This window comes from Deltaproteobacteria bacterium HGW-Deltaproteobacteria-18, from assembly GCA_002841885.1.
Taxonomy (GTDB): Bacteria; Desulfobacterota; Desulfovibrionia; order Desulfovibrionales; family Desulfomicrobiaceae; genus Desulfomicrobium.
Genome location: PHBE01000021.1, coordinates 26,523 through 46,780 on the forward strand (window position 1 = coordinate 26,523; position 20,258 = coordinate 46,780).

Annotated in this window: 12 protein-coding genes; 6 read left to right on the forward strand and 6 right to left on the reverse strand. The window is 57.5% G+C overall.

Going from position 1 to position 20,258, the window contains the following annotated elements:
• Positions 1–7 precede the first annotated feature (7 nt).
• From CVU60_16085 to CVU60_16110, 6 genes are all read right to left on the reverse strand, one after another.
• Positions 8–370: a two-component system response regulator gene (locus CVU60_16085; GenBank protein PKN40354.1), complete on the reverse strand. Its 363-nt coding sequence runs from the start codon at positions 368–370 to the stop codon at positions 8–10.
• Complete coding sequence (locus tag CVU60_16090) at positions 367–684, reverse strand: hypothetical protein (protein PKN40355.1); 318 nt, start codon at positions 682–684, stop codon at positions 367–369. Before CVU60_16090 ends, CVU60_16085 begins: the two co-directional genes overlap by 4 nt.
• Positions 685–699: 15 nt before the next feature.
• Positions 700–2,676, reverse strand: a complete 1,977-nt coding sequence (locus tag CVU60_16095) for a hypothetical protein (GenBank protein ID PKN40356.1) — start codon at positions 2,674–2,676, stop codon at positions 700–702.
• Between the two features lie 43 nt (positions 2,677–2,719).
• Positions 2,720–3,205 carry a chemotaxis protein CheW gene (locus tag CVU60_16100; protein ID PKN40357.1) on the reverse strand — a complete coding sequence of 162 codons (486 nt, stop codon included), beginning with the start codon at positions 3,203–3,205 and terminating at the stop codon, positions 2,720–2,722.
• 19 nt (positions 3,206–3,224) lie between these two features.
• On the reverse strand, positions 3,225–5,255 hold the full coding sequence (locus CVU60_16105) for a chemotaxis protein (protein PKN40358.1): 2,031 nt from the start codon (positions 5,253–5,255) through the stop codon (positions 3,225–3,227).
• A gap of 157 nt (positions 5,256–5,412) precedes the next feature.
• Entirely contained in the window at positions 5,413–7,371 is a 1,959-nt protein-coding gene (locus tag CVU60_16110) for a hypothetical protein (GenBank protein PKN40359.1), read from the reverse strand.
• A 526-nt stretch (positions 7,372–7,897) separates the two neighbouring features.
• On the opposite strand from CVU60_16110, the gene CVU60_16115 reads away from it, so the two are divergent.
• From CVU60_16115 to CVU60_16140, 6 genes are all read left to right on the forward strand, one after another.
• Positions 7,898–10,015: a hypothetical protein gene (locus CVU60_16115; GenBank protein ID PKN40360.1), complete on the forward strand. Its 2,118-nt coding sequence runs from the start codon at positions 7,898–7,900 to the stop codon at positions 10,013–10,015.
• Positions 10,012–13,197, forward strand: coding sequence for a histidine kinase (locus CVU60_16120; GenBank protein PKN40361.1), 3,186 nt, complete (start codon positions 10,012–10,014; stop codon positions 13,195–13,197). Before CVU60_16115 ends, CVU60_16120 begins: the two co-directional genes overlap by 4 nt.
• Positions 13,194–16,463, forward strand: a complete 3,270-nt coding sequence (locus CVU60_16125) for a hypothetical protein (protein PKN40362.1) — start codon at positions 13,194–13,196, stop codon at positions 16,461–16,463. The genes CVU60_16120 and CVU60_16125 overlap by 4 nt, the downstream gene beginning before the upstream one ends.
• 54 nt (positions 16,464–16,517) lie before the next feature.
• Entirely contained in the window at positions 16,518–18,437 is a 1,920-nt protein-coding gene (locus CVU60_16130) for a hypothetical protein (GenBank protein ID PKN40363.1), read from the forward strand.
• A complete protein-coding gene (locus CVU60_16135; protein PKN40364.1) occupies positions 18,050–19,753 on the forward strand; it encodes a hybrid sensor histidine kinase/response regulator in 1,704 nt (567 codons plus the stop codon). The genes CVU60_16130 and CVU60_16135 overlap by 388 nt, the downstream gene beginning before the upstream one ends.
• Positions 19,754–19,862: 109 nt before the next feature.
• Positions 19,863–20,258 (forward strand): response regulator, encoded by a 396-nt coding sequence (locus CVU60_16140; protein ID PKN40365.1) that lies wholly within the window; start codon positions 19,863–19,865, stop codon positions 20,256–20,258.

Below are 20,258 nucleotides of genomic sequence, written 5' to 3' on the forward strand. Positions count from 1 at the left end.
TGGCGGGTTAGCGCAGCAGTTTCTTGGCAACCGCCAGGAGCTGATCCGGTTTGAAAGGTTTAACGATCCAACCGGTAGCTCCGGCCGCCTTGCCTTCCTCTTTCGTGGAAGCCTGGGATTCCGTGGTCAGCATGACGATGGGCACGAATTTGTACTGGGGGGTGGCGCGCACGGCGCGGATGAGTTCGATGCCGTTCATGTTGGGCATGTTCAGATCGGTCACGATCATGTCCACCGGTCCGGACAGCTTGCTGAGGGCATCCTTGCCGTCGCTGGCTTCGATGACCGCGTACCCTGCGTCCTTCAAGGTCAGGCTGACCATCTGACGGACGCTGGCCGAGTCATCAACCGTCATTATGGTTTTGCTCATATATTATCCTCTGTTCGATTCGTTATTTCTTTGATGAGACTGTCCGCTCCAAGACTTGCAGCATTTTCGAGCAGATGGGCGGGCAGTTGCTTGAAGCTGATTTTCTTGTCCTGGTCCTTCAGGAGGGAGCACAGGAGCTGGACAAAAGAAAGATCCGATTTTTCCGAATCATCCAGGTCAAGGGTGATGGCACTGGCCTGGGGCAGGCGGGCCAGCAGTTCGGCGTGGATTTCCCTGGAATTTTCGAGGGTAAGACTGCCGGAGAGTTTTATGACCGGATGTTCCGGGGGGCCCTGGACGGTGCATGAAAACATGAAAGGCTCCTGGTTTTAGAAAAGTTCCACATTGTCGCCGAGATCATCTTCGGGCTCGGCCTTCTTCCCGGGAGCGTCCTTTGGCTGCGTGTTCGCATCCGCCTCGTCCTGCTGCCCGTCAAAAAGTTCAACATTGTCGTCGCCGAAAAGTTCCACGTTGTCATCTGCAAAGAGGTCGACATTGTCATCGCCGAAAAGTTCCACGTCATTGTCGCCGAACAGGTCCACCTCGCCATCGTCATGTGCGTCCCCATGGTGACCGAGCACGGACAGGTGGACCAGGCGTTCACTGTCCATGGTGTAGCGGGAGAGTTGTTCCCGCAATTTCTCGGGCTGTCTGGCCGTGTCGAGTGTGGCCGAAAAGGGGGTGAAGCTGTCCTTCAACACCGTGATTTCCTTTTCCAAACTCAATAACTGATCCGATACCAGTTCATGGAAGTGGATGGAAGAGGTCACGGCGCTGATTTGCGACACAAGTTGCGTTGCGAGCTCCGACAGGTGCGAGATGTTTTTTCCAAGTTCGTCGTCAAGACCGCCCAGCTGGTCGAGCACTGTTTCAAAGCGGCCCTGGATGCCGTCCACCATCTCGGACACATCCGAGGTTCTGGCCAGCGTGGAGAGCCTGTCGGCCACGGTGGAAATCCGGTTCAGGATTTCGGCCACCGCGCCCGTGCGAGTACGGGCGTCCACGGAAAGGTTCTGGATTTCCATGGCGATGACCCCGAGAGTGCGCCCCAGATCTCCGGTGTGGGCGGCTTTGACCCGGGCGTTCAGCGCGATGAGTTCGATTTCGGCTCCGATGTCCTCGATGCCGTGCACGAAGGTGCTGACCGTGGAGATGGTTTCCGCCATGTGCGACATGGTTTTGGATGTCTCCGAGATGTGTCCGCTGGTGGTGCGCATGGCGTTCATGACATCGCTGATGTGATGCCGGATGGCGTCGAGAATGGACATTCCGCCTTTTCGGTCCGCATAGGCCACGGCAGTGATCTTGCCGTGCAGATCCTCTATGCCGTGCCCGATTGAGCGCAGATTGCCGATCAGTTCGTTCACGGCCCCGGAGAACATTTCCTGGGCCTGACGCAGCTGCGGAGCCTGGAGCTGCAATACGTCCCTGACCCAGGCTCCAAGGCCAAGATTCCCGTCATCCTCTGCGCGGGCGCCGATTTCCCGGACGGCCTGATCCAGAATTTCCTCGACGTGTTCAACCTGCTGGCGGGTGATGTCGTGGAATTGCACCGACGCGATGACCTGTCCCATGCTCTCGGTCACCTGGCGGGATCCTTTGGCCAACTCCTGGACCAGGACTGCCGAGTGGTTGCGCATGTCCTCAAGTTCGGAAATCCCGGCAAAGAGCTCCGTGAACATTTCCTCGACGATCCGATTCTGCGATTCGAGCTGTTTTTTGCTGCGCTCGTTGGCCGATGCCACCTGGTTCATGAGCAGGTGCGAATGTTCGCTGATTTTTTCCGTGTGCTCGTCGATGATCTTGCCCAGCGCCCTGACATCGTCGGCCAGGGTGGTGAATCCGGCGCCGGCGCTGCCCAGGCGGGCGCTCTCGATGCGCGTGGTGATTTCGAGCACTTTCAAGGTCTGCACCATGTTGAAAAACTGGGCCATGGCCTGGTCCAGGCTGCGGATGAGCCCAAGCACCTCGGACATGCCCTGCTGCTGCTCCGTGGAGGAGACGGAGGAAAACACGGCCCTTGCCTCGTCAGCCCGGGTTTGCAGTTCGCCGATGGCTGCGTGCAGTGCGCCTTCGCCAACGGAAGACGCCATGGACGAGGCCGTGGCGGAAAATGTGTTGGCTTTTGAATTGATGCCGAAAATCGTGGCCCCGAGTCCGAGAAATTCCTCTTCCCTGTCTTTGATGACCCCGGCAAGGCGGGGCAGGAGGGCGGGCAGGCTGTTGGCGCATTCCTCCATAACAGACCCAAGTTCATGGAGAGGATACGCTTTTTCGTCTTCAGGCATGGACCGGTCCTTGTTCATGATGCGGGCCGGAGCTGGACTCCGGCCCGCGTTGTTTCTCGTTTTACGCTTCCATTTCTTCAGTGCTGCGCAGAACCTGCAATTCTTCGGGGGAGAAGACCTTGCCGATATCGAGGATCATGATGAACTCCTCGTTCTGCTTGCCCATGCCCCGAATGAAGTCCGCCCTGATGGACGTGCCCATGCGCGGCGGCGGGTTGATCTGGTCGTTGGTCATCTCGAATACTTCGCGGACCGAATCAACTATCGCGCCCATGTAGCAGTTTTCGCCTTCAACTTCCACATCTACTATTATGATGCACGTGTTTACCGTGTCCTGGGCCTTCGGCATGTCGAACTTGATGCGCAGATCGACCACGGGCACGGCATGGCCGCGCAGGTTGATGACCCCGCGCATGTAGGGCGGCGTCTTGGGGATGCGGGTCACGGACACGAGCTCGATGACCTCGCGCACGGAACCCGTCTCCAGGGCAAAGACCTCCTCGCCGAGACCGAAGGTCAGGTACTGCAGGGTAGTGTTGTCACTCATGAGTCACCTCGACCTTTGGTTAGAATCGTTCGAATTCATCGTCTTCATCATCACGCCCCATATCAAGGGCCAGTCCGCTGGCCGAGCCCTTGGAAGCCAGAGCTTTGGGAGCTGCCTTGCGAGCGGGCTGTGGCCGTCCGCGCTGAGCAGTCTGACGGGTGACGCGGGCCGCTGTTGCGCCCAGATGGAAGAAGGAGATGGAGGACTGCAGCTGTTCGGCCTGGCTGGACAGTTCCTCGGAGGTCGAGGCCATTTCCTCGGAAGCCGAGGCGTTCTGCTGGATGACCTGGTCAAGCTGCTGCAGGGCCTTGTTGATCTGTTCGGCACCGGCGTTCTGCTCGTTGGAGGCGGCGGAGATCTCCTGCACCAGTTCTGCCGTGCGCTGAATGTCCGGGACGAGCTTGGTCAGCATCTGACCGGCCTGGTCGGCCACACTCACGGTGGAGGAGGACAGCTCGCTGATCTCGGCCGCAGCCGTGCCGCTACGTTCTGCCAGCTTGCGCACTTCCGCCGCGACCACCGCGAAGCCCTTGCCGTGCTCGCCTGCGCGGGCAGCCTCGATGGCGGCGTTAAGAGCCAGCAGGTTGGTTTGACGGGCGATCTCTTCGACGATGGAGATCTTCTCGGCGATGTTCTTCATGGCACCCACGGCCTGAACCACGGCCTTGCCGCCGGCTTCGGCGTCCTGAGCGGCCTTGAGGGCGATCTTTTCGGTCTGGGAAGCGTTGTCGGCGTTCTGGCGGATGTTGGAACCCATCTCTTCCATGCTCGACGAAACCTCTTCAACGGAGGCGGCCTGCTCGGTCGCGCCCTGGGAGAGCTGCTCGGCCGAGGCGCTCAGTTCCTCTGAACCCGAGGCCACGTTGTCGGAGGCCGACTGCACCTCGGTCACGATCTCGCGCAGTTTGGCTACCATTTCGCGCAGCGCCTGGGCCAGGATGCCCACTTCGTCCTTCTGTTCCACATCCAGTTTGGCGGTCAGGTCGCCCTGGGCCAGCTTGCGGGCGAATTCCACGCCCAACTGCACCGGGCCGGTGATGCCCTTGGTCAGGAAGATGGCGGTGAGGATGCCGATGATGACGCCAACGCTCAGGCCCCCGATCATGACCGTGGAGGCCGAGTTCAGGTTGGTTACTGCCTGGTCCGCGATCTTTTGAGTACCTTCCATGCCCGCCACGGCCGTATCCTGAGCGACAGCGAGGACCTCCGTGCCGGTTTTCGTACGCATGGTGTTAAGCTCGGCAAGTTCTTTCCAGTGTTCGTTCAGACTGGTCATGGCCATCTTGTACTGTATGGCCGCATCTTTTGTGCCTGCGATCTGCCTGATGTTTGCTTCCAGCCTCGTGATCGCTTTGAGTTTGTCGAAAAATTCGTCCATTTTCGGGAAGTTTTTCAAGGCTTCATCTATAATTTTCGGGTCCCGGTTCGCCTGGGCGCGCCAGACCTTTATGCGGGTATCGTTTCCAAGGTCGATTATGTCGTTGACCAGCGTGATCTTTTCGAGACGTTCGGTCAGTGCTTCGGGGCTGGCCCCTGCAGCGAGGTCACGCTTCATGGCCTCGTTCTGGCTATCGAGAAAATCCACGCAGTTCTTCATATAGGACGCCGCGCCCTGGTCCAGTGTCCTGCGGTCCGCATTCATCTCTTCGATCAGTTCAACGGTCTGGTCGGACTGGGCTGCATATGAGGCGACCACTGCCTTGGCCTGCACCAACTGCTCTTTCAGTTTGACCAGAGAGGGATAGGCCTGAGAATGCTTTTCAGCATCGGCCAAAACACCCTGCACTGCGGCAAGCTGCTTGCGCCCCTCATCCAGGAAAGACTGCTGTTCCGTGAAGGCGTAGCCACGCCATGCGTACATGGTCAGCAGGGAGGAACGTTCCAACTCATTGGCGACGCCGACTTCAGGCACATACTCATGAGCCAGGCGGATGGAATCTCCCTCGACGGTTTTCATGTTGAACACGGCCAATCCGCCCAAAGCACATGCGATAAGAATCAGAACTCCGAAACCTCCGCCGATCTTGATCCCCAACTTGATGTTTTTCATTCCCCCCTCCTTGTGAGTGAAACGGCGAAAATTCGCCTGCAAGGCTGCACCACGCTCCGGGTGGATGGACTTGACGGGTCCTCGGCCGATGCCAAGCCGCAAGTCTCTTCCTACACGGATTTATTGATCAAAAGCCAGAAAAAAGTGAAACCGGACCTCATTCTGAACCGCCCGTGAGCAGCTCAAGAGTTTTTCGGGCTTCGATATCCTCAACGAAAACATCATAATGCAAAAGTTGGCCCCGAGCGTCCCGAATCACGCGGATGGTGCGCGAAGTCCATTTCGTGGACCCGTCGGCGCGGCGGATGCGGCATTCGAATCCAAAAATTTCGTCTTGCTCCTGGATCAACTGACCTAGCCGTTCCCAATCTTCGGTTGACTCGAAGAGTTCGGACGCCGAGCGCGCGGAGTTCATCAACTTGCCCGGTGACTCGTAGCCGTAGAGGCGGGCGTAGCTTGGGTTCATGGACATGAACCGGCCGCGGGCATCCAATGTGCACATGCCGACGGGCGCACCCTCGTAGATGGTGTGATACTTGTTCTCAATTTCGGCCAGCGCCTGCTGGATCTGTCTTTTGGAGGTGATGTCGCGCACAAAGACGATGACGCCGGTGACCTGGCCGCTTTGAGCGTCCTTGATGGGATATGCGTTGAATTCGATGGCGCGCGAGGCCGTCGAGGACATGATCTCGAGTATCTCGAACTCGTTGCGTCCTGTGCGCAGGGTTTTGACCGCCGGACAGCGGGAGCAGCACTCGCCCAGACGATGAAAGGCCTGATGGCACTTCCTGCCAACGACCGGCATTTCCTCGGCATACCAGCGTGTCATGGTCTGGTTGGCGTAGCGTACGGTCATGTCCGGGGCGATTACGCTGATCCCCTCCTCGATGCTGCCGAGCAGATTTTCGAGAAAGGCCTCGTTGGCAAGGATCTGCTCTTCGGCCGCCTTACGCTCGCTCATGTCGTAGTGCGTGCCGATAATGCGCATGGGTGTCCCGATGTTGCTCTTTTCCATGAGCTTGCCCCGGGAGTGGATCCATTTGTAGGAACCATCGCTGCAGCGCAGACGGTATTCGAAATCATAGAAATCCGTTTCCCCCCGAAAATGGGCCGAGAGCATGTTCAAGGCCGGCACTCGGTCTTCGGGGTGCAGCAGGGCTTCCCATTGCGTGATGGTCGGATCGAGGTCGCCATCCCTGTAGCCGAGCATCGTGTACCAGGTGGGCGAACATTGCAGCCTGCCGGAGGGGACATCGTAATCCCACACAGCTTCCTGGGCCCCCTCCAGGGCAAATTTCCAGCGCTGTTCGCTGGCCTCCAGGGCCTGCTTGGCATGCATCAGTTCCGTGACCTCGAACTGCATGTGCACGATCTGGGTCACGACGTCATGGGAGTCGAGCACCGGGGCGCTGCGTACCAGCCAGTGCTTGCCGTCCGGGGATCTGTAGGTCCCGTTTTGCACCGTGCGGGTCTTCATGGCCCGCCAGGCTGTGCTGAAAGCTCCCGATTCGGTTTCGTTTCGATCAGTTCGAAGCGCTGCACCGGTGCTTTCCATGCCATGGTGATTCAGGAAATTAGCGGGGTTTTCGGTAACCGGGGAGTTTGACCACATAATGTGGAACTGGGAGTCCAGAAGGGTCACCGAGACATCCTGCAGATTTTCCAGGATGGTCCGCTGCACCCGCTGCTGTTCACGAAGTTGGGATTCAAGGACCTGGCGTTCGCGGATTTCGTCACGCAGCAGGCGGGTCAGCTCCTCGAGTTCATTTTTGCGCTGGTCCAGACGCAGAGGCACGACATCGGAAGCGTCTTTGCCCTGTCTTTCGAGGGCCTCGACGCTACTCAGGAAAAGCAGGGGATTTGAGCGGATGAGTCCGGTGATGCGGTCGGACAACTTGCCGGAAAGAGCCATGAGCAGGTCGGGGTCTTCTCCAAGGAGCCTGGCCAGGGCGTGGATGCGCTCTTCGGTCAGAGGCGCGTTTTCGCCTCGTTCCAGTTTGCTCAGGTAGGAATGATGAATGCCGATGCGCTTGGCCACACTGCGGATTGAATACCCCGAATGTTTGGCGGCGAGTGCTTTTCTGCGCTCGGTGAGATAACTTCCTAGTGCGCTCATGTGTCTATGATATGGTAGTCAGTTTTTTTGAGGCAAGTATTTTTTTGTCGGACACGCATATTATTTTTCTGCTCTTGAATATGGAGGACTGCAACAAGAGTTAAAATATTTTGAGCGGGCTCTTGTCGGACAAATGATAAAATCTCATTCAACTTCCCGGTTTGGCAGGGGTGTGTGACCAAAGCCCCGGGCCTGCGCTGAATTGATCTTTTATTCGGACAAGTTGGGATTGTCTGGAAATAAATGTTGACCGCAAATTCGTGGCTACTTCATACTAGCCATGAGAGGTTCGGAATTTTCAGTTTGCACGGCAGCAAGGACGGAATCATGGAACCGGATGACGCGCAGCCTGAATCACTCCGAACAGGCTCGAAATCCGTGCTCTTCGGATAGTCTAAAGGCATGTGTCCTTTTCTTTAAAGGGATGACTACTTTTTGCGGTGACGCCGGAGTATTGAAATTTGTTTGAAATCGTCCTTGCGCCAGACATTGACGTTATAAGGTATTCGACCAAGGAAACAGCCCAATGACTAGACGACAGATTCCCTTTCTATGTTCAGCCATTGCCTTGATCGCAGTTCTTTTTTTCGGGCATTGCTATTTGAGCATCCTTGTGGACAATATCCGGCAAAGCGACCGGCTGGCCCTGACCCACAGAATGTCGCAACAACTCAACGCCATTCAGACCGCACTCCGTAATGCCGAATCACCGCTTTTTACCTTGGCCGACATCCTGACCGTCGGGCGCGGGAAATTCGACGAATTCGAAAAGTACGCCAATCACCTTTTGCACGAGAATCCTTTTGTCGGCGCCCTTTTTCTGGTCCCGGACGGCGTGGTCGCGACCGCCTATCCCCTGGCAGGCAACGAGGCCGCCATCGGTCACGATCTGCTCAAGGACCCTGAGCGCAAGACGGAGGTCCTCGAAGCCATAAACTCCAATCAGGTGGTTCTGGCCGGGCCGGTGAACATGCGTCAGGGCGGGGTCGGACTTTTCGCCCGCAAGCCTGTGTTCTGGAACGACAACGGAGAACGGCATTTCTGGGGAATGGTCGTGGCCCTGATCCACTGGGAAACCGTGCTTGAAACTTTTGACTTCAAGTCATTGGACGCGGATGGCTATTCCTACACTCTGAACCGCAAGCTGCAGACGGACAAGGACGAAACGCTCATTGTCCGATCCGAGGCAGACATTGTCGAAGAGCTTGCCCTGACACGATCCCTGCCCATTCCTGGAGGGGAGTGGCTACTGACTGTCTCGACCCGGGAAGACCATCTCTGGGGCGTGGCCCAGGGTGGATACTTTCTAGTCGCCATGCTCGGAGTGCTTGTCGCAGGGCTTATTTTCCATCTCTTGCGCGGGCGGGAGCGAATCCTGACCCAGGCCGAAGAGCTTGAACGCATGAACGCAGAAATGGTGCGCGACATCGCCCGGCGTGAAAAGGCTGAGGCCGATCTGCTTCAGGCCAAGGATGCGGCTCTGGCCGCCACAATAGCCAAATCCCAGTTTCTGGCGACCATGAGCCATGAAATCCGCACGCCCATGAACGGGGTGCACGGGATGTTGCAATTGCTGGAAGGCACGGATCTGGACGCCGAACAAAAGGAATATGTCCAGATAGGCTCCTCCGCCCTGCAGAGTCTTCTGACCCTCATCAACGATATCCTGGATTTTTCCAAGATCGAGGCCGGCAAGCTCGACATTGCCCAGACTCCTTTTGCGCTTGATGAACTCTGCCGCTCAATTCCGGCCATTTTCAAGGAACAGAGCCTTGCCAAAAAACTTGATCTTTCCATCGTGATTGCTGCGGATGTTCCGCGCACGGTCGTGGGGGATCCGAGCCGCATCCGGCAGGTGCTGCTCAATGTTGTCGGCAACGCGGTCAAGTTCACGCACGAGGGCGCGGTTTCGATCAGGATCTCCGTAGCGACAAAAGACCTTCCCCCTGAAACGGCACGGCTTGATTTCGAGGTCACGGACACCGGAATCGGTATCAGTGCGGAGCAGTTGCCGGATCTTTTCCAGCCTTTCATCCAGGGCGGGCAGGGACTGGTCCGCACCAGTCAGGGCACCGGTCTTGGGCTTTCCATCATCAAGCGCCTGGTCCATCTCATGGGCGGCGATGTCGGGATCGAGAGTTCTCCGGGAGTCGGAACAACGGTCCGTTTTCACGTCCTGGTCAACCTTCCGTCGACGGAGCGGACCAAGACCGACAGTGCAGCCCGAAACGTCGGGCACGTGGTGCGGGAGCCAGGGCGGAACCTGAATATTCTGCTCGCCGAGGATGACGTGACGAACATGGCCATGTTGACTCGCCTGCTGGAAAAGCTCGGCTGCGACGTCACTCCGGCCGGCAACGGCCTGGAAGCGCTGCATATTTTGGAAAAAGAGGAGATGGATCTTGTCCTCATGGACATTCAGATGCCCGTCATGGATGGGGTGGAGGCGACCCGGCGCATTCGGGAGGATCAGTCCCTTGGCCGCAAGGCCCGGATTCCGATCATCGCCGTGACCGCTTTCGCCATGACCGGGGACAGGGAACGCTTTCTTGATGCGGGCATGGATGACTACATTCCAAAACCCGTGAACTTGAACAGTCTGCTTGAAGCCATGGACAGAGTGGTGCAATTCGACAGGACATGATCGAAGCCATTGTGGGGGATTGGATGAATATTTCAAGATTGACCGACAACGTATTCACGCCGGTGCTGCGTTGCGTTGTGCGGCTCTTGCCGTCCCTCCTGCTGTTCTGCCTGCTTCCTCTCTGCGCCCGGGCGGAAGGGGAACGGGTGCTCTTTATCAGTTCCTATCATCCGGGTTTTCCGACTTTCTTCCAGCAGACCGATGGGCTACGCGCGGAACTGGTGCCGGCCGGCATCACGCTCGATGTCGAATTCATGGACACAAAGCGCTTTTCCGGAACCGGCTATGAGGCGCATTTTTTGGAGAACCTGCGTTTCAAGCTTGGAAAAGTTCCTGCCTACGACGCCTTCATCGTCGCCGATGACGCGGCGCTGCAATTCGTCCTGGACAACCGCCAGGACCTGTTTGCCGGAAGGCCCGTGATTTTTTGCGGCGTCAACAATCAGGATCTGGCTCACTCCTTGAGCGGAACCCCCGACATGACCGGGGTCATTGAATCGATTTCAATGCGCGAGACCCTCGAAGCTTTGTGGCGCATGAAGCCCGGATTGAAAACGATCTATGCGTTGGCAGACGGGGAGCCCGGTGGCCAGGGAGACCTGCGCACCTATTTGGCGCAACGTGAGTTTTTTCCCGGGAAAAGCCTTCGGGTGCTCGCACTTGATGCAATGACCTGGAGCGGGCTTCAAGACAGGCTTTCCGCCCTGAATCAGGACGAGGCCGTGCTGCTGCTTTCCGCATACCGTGACCGGGATCTGGCGACCAGGTCTTTTGAAGATGCCCTGGAATTCATCCTGAAGCACGCACGCGTACCGGTGGTGCATCTCTGGGAACATGGACTCGGGCAAGGAATCCTTGGCGGCAGGATCATCTCGCACACGGAGCAGGGGCGCATAGCGGGACGGTTGGCCCTGAAAATTCTGGCGGGAACGCCTGCCCATTCAATACCGGTGGTCGAGGGCAGCGAGGCTAACCGTTATGTCTTCGACCATGCGGTGCTGACCCGCTTCGGCATCGAGGAGTCCTTGCTGCCGCCGGGCAGTGAAATCCGGGGCAAGCCTTTCTCCATCCTTTCCCAATATGGCGCAGAGATTGGCATCGCGGCCGTGGCCCTGGCCGTGCAGATGGTACTGGTGGCGGCACTGATCAGCCGGATATTCCGTTTGCGTCGCGCCCAGGTCCGGATCAAGGACAGCGAAAAGCGCTACAGGGCGCTCTTCGACGCCAATGCCGATGGAATACTGGCCGCTGACATCATTACCCGGCGTTTTGTTTTCGCCAATCCTGCCGTGTGCCAGATGTTCGGCTACTCCGAGGAGGAATTTCGGGCGCTGAGGGTGGATGACATTCATCCGCAGGACAAGCTTGATGAGGTTCTCGGCAATTTCAGAGTTCAGGCCCTGGGGCAAAAAGGCACTGTGGAAGCGCTGCCCTGCCTGCGACGGGATGGGAGCCATTTTTTGGCCGATATCCGCAGCTTTCTGCTCGAAAACGATGGAATGTCCTGCGCCGTGGGCCTTTTCCGGGACGTGACCGAACGCAGCCAGATCCTTGATGCCCTGCGCCAGACCCAGGAACGCCTGTCCCTGGCCATTGCCGGCAGCAATGACGGCATCTGGGATTGGGACCGGGTTGACGATCAGGTCTATTTTTCCCCGCGCTGGAAGGAGATCATCGGTTACGAGGACCACGAGCTGCACAATGACCTGGAGGAATGGCGAAGCAGGATTCATCCCGAGGACAGGGAGCGGGTGCTGTCGGTGAACAACCAGTTCTTTGAAAGCGACGCGTCCCATTTCGTCGTTGAATACAGGCTGCGGCACAAGAACGGCACCTACCGCTGGATCATGGGCCGTGGCACCTGCCTGCGCGACAAGGACGGCGTGCCATGTCGCTTGGCCGGGTCGCACGCGGATATCACCGAACGCAAGGCCATGGAGCTCGAACTTGTGAACGTACGTGACGCGGCCCTGGCCGCAAGCGTCGCCAAGAGCGCCTTTCTGGCCAACATGAGCCATGAGATCCGTACGCCGTTGAACGGGGTCATGGGCATGCTGCAACTCCTTGATTCTTCCTCCCTGAGCGGGGAACAGAAGAACTTCGTGCACATGGCCGATCTTTCGGGCCGACGTCTGACCGCGCTTCTGTCCGACATCCTGGACATCTCCCGCATCGAAGCCGGCAAGCTCATGCTGACTGAACGCGATTTTGATCTTGAGGAAATGCGTGATTCCATCGTAACCCTCTTTTCAATCCCGGCGCGAAAAAATGGTGTAGAGCTCATTGTTGAGCTGGCTTCGGATCTTCCTTCGAGGTTGATCGGGGATGATCTGCGGCTGCGTCAGATCCTCTTCAATCTGGTCGGGAACGCGGTCAAATTCACCCGCGAGGGATTCGTGCGCACTCAGATCAGCATGCTGTCCAGACGGCCCGACAACGAATGCCTGCTTCTTTTTTCTGTCGAGGACAGCGGGGAAGGCATCAGCGACTCACTCTTGCCCGTTATTTTCGACCCTTTCGTACAGGGCGAGGGTTCCTATGTGCGTAGCCACCAGGGAGCGGGGCTTGGTCTGGCCATTGTCGGACGGCTCATGCACATGATGGGCGGATCGCTGGCCATCGACAGTTCGGACACTGGCACGACGATATGCTTTTCCCTGAGGTTCAAGGTCCCGGCGATCTCGGCCAAGACAACCGTCGAACACGAGCGGCCCGGTAAAAGCGGGTACAGGAAACTGCGCATTCTGATCGCCGAGGACGATCCGGTGAGCATGTTCGCAGCACAGCGGATTCTGGGCAAGGCGGGGCATGTTGTCACCCCGGCCTCGGACGGCGGACAGGCTCTTGAATTGCTCCGGGAGATGGATTTTGACCTTGTCCTCATGGATGTGCAGATGCCGGTCCAGGACGGCATGGAGGTCACGGCAGCTATCCGCAGTGATCAGACCCTGGGGGAAAAATCACGCATCCCCATAGTGGCCATGACCGCTTACGCCATGAGCGGCGACCGCGAAAAATTTCTTGCTGGCGGCATGGACGGCTATATTGCCAAACCGCTGGACAGTGCGACTCTTTATGAAATCATTTCCGATGTCGTTTTCCAAAAAAAAGGGCGCAACGCATTCGTGGATGACACTCTGACCGAAAACGACGCTTTGGAACCAAAGCCCGAGGATGCATGATGGTCGCAAAAGAAAACGATTCGCAAAACAGCTCCGAACCGGTTCAGGAGTCCGCAAAATTGCTGAGCGAGCTTGAATCGCTGCGCAGCCGGGTGGCCGAGCTGGAGGCCATGGCCCATGCGGCGGCGCAGGCCGAGGATACGCTTGCTCGTCAGGACGCCCTGATGCAGGCCATCCTCCGTAACCTGCCTTTTGATTTCTGGGCTCGGGATCTTGATGGCAGGATCATCATGCAAAGCGACGCTTCCGTAAATTTGTGGGGAGATCTGGCCGCGACCACGGTCAAGGAGGCGGATGTTCCGGATCAGATTCGGGACAAATGGAGGGACATCAATGCCCGGGCCTACGCAGGCGAGATAGTGCAGGGCGAAAAGGAATACGTCCTGCCCTCCGGCGAGACGCGTTTTTACCGCGACATTGTCGTCCCGGTCCGCATGGGAGATGAACTGCTCGGGATTCTGGGGACCAATGTGGACATCACGGAGCAGGTCCAAAGCATCCGTGCCCTGCACGTCAGCCAGGCAAACCTGGCCTCGCTGCTCGATTCCATCGATGAATCCGCCGCGCTTTTGAAGCCGGACGGCAGGGTCATAACAGCCAACAAGACCTTTGCCAAACGGGTCGGCAAGACGGTGGAACAATGTCTGGGTCGATCCATTTATGATTTCATTCCCCCAGAAGTCGCGCTTTCGCGCAAACGCATAGTCGAGGACTTGGTGCTCAACGCGCAGCCCCTGGTCTTCGAGGATGAACGGCAGGGGCTTTGGATGCGGCACAGCTTGAGCCCGGTGCTCGCAGCCGACGGTTCGGTGGCGGCAATTGCTACCTTCGCGGTGGACATAACCGAGCGCAAGAGGCGCGAGAATCTGCTCATCGCACGCCAGCGGATCGGCGAATTCGCCATCAATCATTCCCTGAACGATTTGCTGCGCATGGCTCTCGATGAGGCTGAGAGCCTGACCGGAAGCGCTATGAGTTTTCTGCATTTCCTGAACGAGGAACAGAGGATCCTGTCCATGCAGGCCTGGTCCACCAAAACCTTGCAGACAGGTTTTTCGGTCCTGCCGCAGAATTCGAATCTGGAAATTCCGAATTCCGGGATCTGGTCGGAGTGTCTGCGCACCCGTCGGCCCGTCATCCTGAATAGCGAGACCATGAGTGAGCGCAAAAAAGGCTTGCCCGACGGACATCCTCCCTTGATCCGCGTGGTGCTTTTGCCCATCTTGCGCGCCAAGAAAATCGTGGCCATTCTGGCACTGGCCAACAAGGAGACAAATTACACCGATCAGGATGTGCAGATCCTCTCGGAACTTGGCAATCTGCTGTGGGAAATCCTGGAATACAAGCGCGCACAGGAAGAGCTGGCTAAAAGCGAGGCCCTGCTCAACATGCTCCAGCGTCTGAGCGGGATGGGCGGCTGGCTGTGGGATGTCCAACAAAAAACCATGCTCTGGACGCGGGAACTCTATCATCTCCACGGCCTGGTTCCCGGGCAGCTCGCCCCTGGATCATCCGAGCATATCGAGCTGAGCCTGTCCTGCTATGAACCTGATGACAGAGTCAGGATACTCGACGCTTTCGCCAGATGCGTTGACCATGGCGTTTCTTTTGATCTGGACGTCCCCTTCGTCTCGGTCAATGGAAAACAAATGCAAATCCGTACCAGGGCCGAGGCCATCCAGGAAGATGGCAAGGTGTCCAAGGTGCTCGGCATATTCGAAGATGTCACCGAGCGCAGAAGTCTCGAGCATCGTTACGAAACCCTCTTCCAGCACATGCTGGACGGGTTTGCACTGCACGAGATCATCTGCGACGCAGAAGGCCGCCCAGTGGACTACCGTTTTATTGAGGTCAATCCGGCCTTTGAACACCACACCGGCCTTTTGGCTCAGGACATCCGGGGCAAAACCGTACGGGAAGTCATGCCCGCCATCGAGCAGGTCTGGATAGACACCTACGGCCGGGTGGCTCTGACGGGCGAACCGGCGCTGTTCGAGGAATACGCGGCAGCCCAGGACAAATTTTTCCATGTCACCGCATTTTGCCCGGCACCCATGCAATTCGCCTGCATTTTTTCGGATGTCTCGGAGCGCAAGCGCAATGAGCAGGTCCTGCGTCAGGCCAAGGAAGCCGCCGAAGCCGCCAACGTGGCCAAATCGGAATTCCTGGCCAACATGAGCCACGAAATCCGCACACCGCTGAACGGCATCGTGGGCATCCTGCAATTGCTTGAGTCCATGGAGCTTTCTGGAGATGTTAAAAAGTTTGTCGAGCTGGCCGGAACCTCGGCCGATCGCCTGAACGGTCTTCTGTCGGATATCCTGGATCTGGCCAGGATCGAATCCGGCAAACTGGTCATCAAGGCCGCGCCTTTTGATCCTGAGGAGCTGCGGGTATCAACTCTGGGACTTTTTGCCCCGACTTCCGGCAGCAAGGGGTTGCGGCTTGAGTTTATCCTGAGTCCGGATCTGCCCGACAAACTGGTGGGCGATGAATCCAGGCTTCGGCAGGTGCTTTTCAATCTGGTGGGCAATTCCATCAAGTTCACCCAGACCGGTTTCGTGCGTGTCGATGTCAACCCTGTGCCGGGATGCTCGTCATCACAGATTCTTTTTTGCGTCAGTGATTCCGGACCAGGCATCCCCGACCATCAGCTGGACGGAATCTTCTCGGCTTTCGTGCAGGGCGAGAACTCCTACGTGCGCAACCATCAGGGTGCCGGCCTTGGACTGGCCATCGTCAAGCGTATAGTGGGCCTGATGGGCGGTTGCCTCTGCGTGGACAGCTCGGAAAAAGGAACGGTCATGTGTTTCTCCATTGCCCTGCCTGCAGATCCCACTGCAAAGGCGAGCAGTGTTCCCCAGCCGGCTGTTTCAAAAGGTCTGGGCAGAGGATTGAACATTCTTCTTGTCGAGGACGATGCCGTGAGCATGTTCGCAGCCCGGAGCGTACTGGAAAAAGCCGGACACACGGTCACCGGGGTCGTCGATGGAAGCGAGGTCGTGCCGAGCCTGCGGGAAGCCGATTTCGATCTCATCCTCATGGATGTGCAGCTGCCGATCATGGACGGTTTGCAGGCCACTGCCCAGGTACGAAAAGATGCTTCTCTCGGCGACAAATCGCGCATACCCATTGTTGCCATGACGGCCTATGCCATGAGCGGCGACCGGGAAAATTTTTTGGCAGCAGGAATGGACGACTATATAGCCAAGCCCGTCAGCGCGACCGAACTGCTTGCCATTTTGGACAGGCTTGGAGTTCATTAGGTGTTAAAACATGAGTCAACCCTGTCTTTTATCAATTTTGGAAATGATCCACCCATGACCAGAACAATGAGCCTGAAAAATAACGCGGAGCTGCGTTTCGAGGACTTCTTCGACCTGCAGGAAGTCCAGAAGATTCAGGACAATTTTGCCCTGGCCACTGGCGTGGCAGCCCTCATAACCGCTCCCGATGGTCGTCCCCTGACCCGGCCGACCAATTTTACGCGGCTATGCAGCGAGGTCATCCGTGCTTCCCGGACGGGACTTGAAAACTGCATGCGCTCCGACGCCTTCCTTGGAAGATACAATCCGGATGGCCCGAACATAAGTCGCTGCATGAGCGGCGGATTGTGGGACGCGGGCGTGAGCATCACCGTGGGTGGACGACATGTCGCCAACTGGCTCATCGGGCAGGTGCGCTCCAGCCTGGATGACGAGGACGCAATGCTCGGCTATGCGCGGACCATCGGGGTCGCCCCCCAGGAATACCGCGAGGCCATGGAACAGGTGCCCTTCATGGAAGAAGGGCAATTCCGCCGTGTGGCCGAGGCCCTCTTTGTCATCGCCAACTCCCTGTCCGAAAAAGCCTACCAGCAGACCATGCTTCTGGAGGAAAAGAGGGAAAGGCAGAAGATGGACGACATGCGCAGGATGCTCATGGACCGAAGTCTGGACGCAATAGTCATCATTGACCAGAATCATCGCGTCATCGAAGCCAACAAACGCTTTGCGGACATGCTCGGCTATTCACAGGCTGAGGTGCTGGATTTGCACACTTGGGACTTTGAAGCGAACATGACCGAAGCGATCGTGAAAGAGCTTTATCCCGATTTTTCGCAAATCAATTCGGTTTTCGAGTCCAGGCATCGCAGAAAAGACCGCTCGACCTTCGACGTGGAGGTGACCACGGCCGGAGCCAGTATCGACGGACGCTCCTGCGTACTGGCCTTCAGTCGGGACATCAGCGGACGCAAGGAGGCCGAACGGCAGTTGCGCCAGAGCGAGAAGCATTTCCGGGCGCTTTTCGAACTGAGCCGTGACGGGTACATTCTGACCGACCCGGATGGCCGCTTTCTGGACGCCAACAAGGCCTACTGCGACATGACGGGCTATTCGCTTCCGGAGCTGCGCGCCCTTGGCGATTTCTATGCCATCACCCCTGAAAAATGGCATGACTGGCAGAAGGACCAGATATGGACGAGGCTGTTCAAGTCCGGTGACACCGGGGTTTACCGGAAGGAGTACATCCACAGGGACGGACATGTGTTTCCGGTGGAGTTGCGTGATTTCGTGGTCCACGACGACCATGGCGTCGTCAAGTACGCATGGGGCATTGTGCGGGACATTTCCGAACGCGTGCAGACCGAGGAGCGGATGCACTCGCTGATGCAGATGGTCGAGCAGAGCCCGGCCTGCATCGTCATGACCGATACGCAAGGAAGCATCGAATACGTCAATCCCAAATTCACGGAGCTTTCGGGATATTCCTTTGATGAAGTCCGGGGGCAAAATCCCCGCATTCTCGGTTCGGGCTACAAATCACGCGAAGAGTACCAGGAACTCTGGAGCACGATCGAATCCGGACAGCAGTGGCGGGGCGAATTCCGCGCCACAAGGACGGCAGCCTCTACTGGGAATCCGCCCTCATCGCGCCCATCCTCGACTCCGAAGGCCGGATCACCCACTATGTGGCCATCAAGGAGGACATCACCCAGCGCCGCCATGCGGAAGAGGAATTGCGCAAGCGCGACATCAACTTCAAGAAAATCGTGGACATCCTGCCGCAGCTGGTCTCCTATATCGACAAGGATCTTTGCTATCGCTTCGTCAATGCAGCGTACGCCAGCTTTTTTTCGGACAAAAAATTCATCGGCCGTACCGTCCCGGAAGTCATCGGCGAAAAGGCCTTTGAGGCGACACGGGGGCATATTGATCAGGTTTTCCAGGGCAAGACCGTGCATTACGGAGCCACCCTGACGTATCCGGTCGTGGGTGAACGCTTTGTCGATGTCTACCTCATCCCGTATTATTCGGACCATGGGATCGTAGGCGGCTATTACGCTATCCTGAACGACCTTACCCATCTGAAGAAAATCGAGGATTCCCTGCGCCGGGCCAAGGACGAGGCTGAGGCCGCCAACAAGCTCAAGTCCGAATTCCTGGCCAACATGAGCCATGAAATCCGCACGCCCCTGAACGGCATCCTCGGCATGCTGCAGCTCATGCAGAGCAGCAAACTGGACGAGACGCAGAGCCATTGTCTGCACACGGCCATCAAATCGTCCAAGCGTCTGACCCGGCTGTTGAGCGACATCCTCGACATTTCGAAAATCGAGGCCGACAAAATGGTTTTCCGCAAGCATGCCTTCGACATCAAGGATGTCGACAAGGCACTCACGGAATTGTTCGGGCAGGCGGTTAAGGAAAAAGGCGTTGCCTACGAGTTCAGGGGCGACCCCTGCCTGCCTAGCCAGGTCCTGGGTGACGAGGCGAGGCTGGTCCAGGTGCTTTTCAATCTGGTCGGCAACTCTCTGAAGTTCACCGACCAGGGCCGCGTCTGCGTAGAAGTCTCGGTCCTGCCGTTCACGGCCAAAGCTCCTCTTCGTCTGCTTTTTTCGGTCAGCGACACGGGGCTCGGCATGTCGCAGCAAACCCAGAAGGATATCTTCGAACCCTTCATCCAGAGCGACGGCTCCTACACCAGGAAGCATCAGGGAGTGGGGCTGGGGCTGACCATAGTGCGCAAGCTCGTACAGCGCATGGGCGGGAGCCTGTGCCTGGATTCAGCCTCCGGCCAGGGCACGGCTGTTTACGTTTCCCTGCCGTTCGAGCTGCCGCCCAGACGCTCCGGAGTGGAACGCGCCCGGTGCGGAAAGTGCGAGGGGGTTCCCGGTCTCAGGCTGCTCATGGTCGAGGACGACGCGGTCAATCTGCTTTGCGGTCAGAAGCTTCTTGAAAAGGCGGGGTATGCGGTCACAACTGCCCGTGACGGTCAGGAAGCGCTTGAAGTGCTCATGATCAAGGAGTTCGATCTGGTGCTGATGGACATCCAGATGCCTGTTCTCGACGGAATCCAGACTACCCGGGCCATCCGGCACGCCGCGTCCTTCGCGCACGTGTCGGACATCCCCATCATCGCCCTGACCGCTCATGCCATGGCCGGAGATCAGGAGAAATTCATGGCAGCCGAGATGGATGGTTATTTGAGCAAGCCTTTTGACCTTTGCAAAATCAACCTGGAGATAGCCAGAGTCATCTCCCTGCCGCGCAGGGGGGCATGGCGGACGGAGTGAGACACGGATTAGAGATAGTTGACCTTGACTTCGGTTCTTTTCAGCCGGATGCACTCGTGCTGAATAAGCCGACCCCGATGGATATACAGCAGAATACGGAGAGGTTTGAATGCGAATACTGATAGTGGAAGATGATTTTGTCGGCCGCAAGGTGATGCACCAGTTACTGCTCGAATACGGAGAGTGCGATGTCGCTGTGGATGGAGTCGAGGCCGTCAAGGCTTTCGACTTGGCCTGGGCGGTGGAGCAGCCTTACGACGTCATGTTTCTGGATATCATGATGCCGAACATGAGTGGGCATGAGGCCCTGAAGATCATCAGGGACAAGGAGAAGGAACGCGGCGTGACGCCCCAAAAAGAGGTGAGAGTCATCATGACCAGCGCGCTGGACGACGTGAAGAACGTGACCCAGTCCTTTTTCCAGGGCGGGGCGTCGGCCTATCTGGTCAAACCCATCGAACGGCGCAAGATTATCGAGGAACTGCGTAAACTGGGTCTGGTCTGA

Excerpts from the sequence above, each read along its gene's own strand:
- CVU60_16085 (PKN40354.1), bottom strand. The coding sequence starts at position 370 with ATGAGCAAAACCATAATGACGGTTGATGACTCGGCCAGCGTCCGTCAG.
- CVU60_16090 (PKN40355.1), bottom strand. The coding sequence starts at position 684 with ATGTTTTCATGCACCGTCCAGGGCCCCCCGGAACATCCGGTCATAAAA.
- CVU60_16095 (PKN40356.1), bottom strand. The coding sequence starts at position 2,676 with ATGAACAAGGACCGGTCCATGCCTGAAGACGAAAAAGCGTATCCTCTC.
- CVU60_16100 (PKN40357.1), bottom strand. The coding sequence starts at position 3,205 with ATGAGTGACAACACTACCCTGCAGTACCTGACCTTCGGTCTCGGCGAG.
- CVU60_16105 (PKN40358.1), bottom strand. The coding sequence starts at position 5,255 with ATGAAAAACATCAAGTTGGGGATCAAGATCGGCGGAGGTTTCGGAGTT.
- CVU60_16110 (PKN40359.1), bottom strand. The coding sequence starts at position 7,371 with ATGAGCGCACTAGGAAGTTATCTCACCGAGCGCAGAAAAGCACTCGCC.
- CVU60_16115 (PKN40360.1), top strand. The coding sequence starts at position 7,898 with ATGACTAGACGACAGATTCCCTTTCTATGTTCAGCCATTGCCTTGATC.
- CVU60_16120 (PKN40361.1), top strand. The coding sequence starts at position 10,012 with ATGATCGAAGCCATTGTGGGGGATTGGATGAATATTTCAAGATTGACC.
- CVU60_16125 (PKN40362.1), top strand. The coding sequence starts at position 13,194 with ATGATGGTCGCAAAAGAAAACGATTCGCAAAACAGCTCCGAACCGGTT.
- CVU60_16130 (PKN40363.1), top strand. The coding sequence starts at position 16,518 with ATGACCAGAACAATGAGCCTGAAAAATAACGCGGAGCTGCGTTTCGAG.
- CVU60_16140 (PKN40365.1), top strand. The coding sequence starts at position 19,863 with ATGCGAATACTGATAGTGGAAGATGATTTTGTCGGCCGCAAGGTGATG.